The 2,165-nt window shown below is 76.6% G+C and carries 1 pseudogene; it reads right to left on the minus strand.

From position 1 onward, the window contains the following. Positions 1 to 2,165: pseudogene (locus MXD58_RS29770) on the minus strand (hypothetical protein); the annotation flags it as partial.

Here is a 2,165-nt window from a genome sequence, read left to right on the forward strand (position 1 = left end):
GAGGAGGACTGCGCTCCCGCCGGCAGCTCGACGTGGGGCGCGGACTCGCCCTCGGCGGCGAGCTCGGACGCGGCGGCGAGCTCGGACGCGGCGGCGAGCTGGGGCTCGGCTGGGAGTTCCGGCTCCGCCGGGAGTTCGGTCTCGACCGCGGCCTCGCTCCCGGCGGTGGGTTCGGTCTCGGGCTCGCTGGTGGCGTCCGTGGGTTCGGGGGCGGACAGCGGGGCGTCGTCGGCAGGGGCGGTGGGGGCGGTGGGGGCGGTGGGGGCGGTGGGCCGCCCGGAGCCGCCGCGCAGGCCGCCGGGTTCGAGCCCGCGGACGGTGGCGCTGACGATGGGCGCCATGGTTCGGGTGAGCGTGGAGCGGTAGCGCTGGTCGGCGCGCAGCCGGTGGTAGGTGTCGAGGATCTGCTGGTCGGTGATCGACGTCGAGGTGGTCGACGGGTCGGCGAGGTCGGGCCGGGCGGTCAGGTCCTGGCGGACCCAGCGCAGCAGGTCGCGTTCGGCCTCGGGCAGGGTGCTCGGGTCCAGCGGCGCGACGTCCGGGGCGACCGGGACGGCGGGTCGCGCCGGGGCGGCGGTGATCTCGTCGGTCGGCGACGGCGGCGCGGGCGTGACCGCAGCGGGTCGCCCGGCGGTGGACTCGCGCAGGATGCCGTCCACGTCGAAGAGCTGGCGGGCGCCGTCGGGCCGGCTCAGGAGGAAGCCGCCGTCGTCCTCGGGGGTGAGCGACCAGTCGCGGGTGACGCCCGCGAGGTCGACCGTTCGGGCGGTCCCGGCCGTCCAGTCGATGTCCGCGGTGCCGAGCACGGCGGGCGCCGGCGCGGCCTCGGGGTCGGCGTCCGGCCGTGGGGCCGTGTCGCCGGCCGGAGTGGTGTCGCCGGCCGGAGTGGTGTCGCCAGCCGGAGTGGTGGTGCCAGCCGGAGTGGTGGTGCCGGCCGGAGTGGTGGTGCCGGCCGGAGTGGTGGTGCCGGGCTGCGCGGTGGTGCCGGGCGGAATCGGGTCGGGGTCAGGAAGGGTCAGCGTCATGAACTGGCGGCGCATGCGGCCGCCCCGGCCGGTCTCCCAGAACTCGCCGCGCTGGGGGCCAGCGGTGTGGGTCAACCGGTAGGTGTCGTCGCGAGTACGGCTGACCTCGATGTCGTCGGCCTCCATGCCGTCGACGACGAGGCCGTACGGCCCGGCGTCCGGGCTCGGCACGTGGTTCAACACCAGGATCAGCGTGGCCGCGAACCGTTCGCCGGCCGGGTCGCGCAGCTCGACACCCTCGCCGACCAGCAGGCCGTCGGTGGTGTAGGTGCGGGAGTTGGCACCGTCGCGCAGGTCAACGAAGCCGTCACCGGACCAGCGCAGCGACCAGTCGTGGGTCATCCCGGTGGTGTCCACGGTGCGGGCCCGCCCGGCGGACCAGTCGAGCTCCAGTCGGCCGGCGGGCCGCGACAGGCCGGTCAGCCGCTCGCGGGCGAGTGTGGAGGTCCACAGCGGCGGGGAGTCCCGCGAGGGCGCGGGGCCGGTCGGTTCGGCGGCGGGGGTCTGTTCGCCGTGGATCCGGCCGTCGCGGCCGACGGTCAGCACGTGACCGTCGGGGCCGGTCAGGGTCAGGCCGGCGGCGGTGTGCTCCACGGTGAGGTTCGCCCGGGGCACGCCGGGGCGGTTCAGCACCGCGCTGGTGCCGGACGGGTCGATCTCGACGTCTCCCCAGAGCACGCCGACCTGCCGGCTTCGGGGGTAGTGCAGCGTGGTGGCGGTGAGCCGGCCGGTGCCGTCGTAGTCCTGATGGCCGCCGTCGCCGTCGTCGACCCGGAAGCCGCCGTCGTGGTGGTGCCACACGTCGCCCTCGAAGATCGTCTGACCCTGGGCGTCCTCGACGGTGCCGCTCGTGACGCCGGTCGAGCCGCCGCGCGGGAGGACTCCGCGCAGCCGCAGGCCGTCGGCCAGCTCGCGGCCGTAGGGATGGTTGCCGCGGCCCTCCGGCGCCGCCAGCTCGCCGATGTCGACGCCGGGGGGCAGGTCGAGGTCGATGAGGCGGGCGAGCTGGCGGCTGTCCCGTTCGAGGCGCACCAGATCGGCGGGGTCGCGGGTGGCGGCGCTCAGCGCACGCCCGGCGTCGGTGAAGCGGTCGCGGGCGGTCGCTAGGTCCGCGGCCGGGCCGCGCAGCCCGTCCTGGGG

The sequence above is a fragment of the Frankia sp. AgKG'84/4 genome, from assembly GCF_023242965.2.
Lineage (GTDB): Bacteria > Actinomycetota > Actinomycetes > Frankiales > Frankiaceae > Frankia.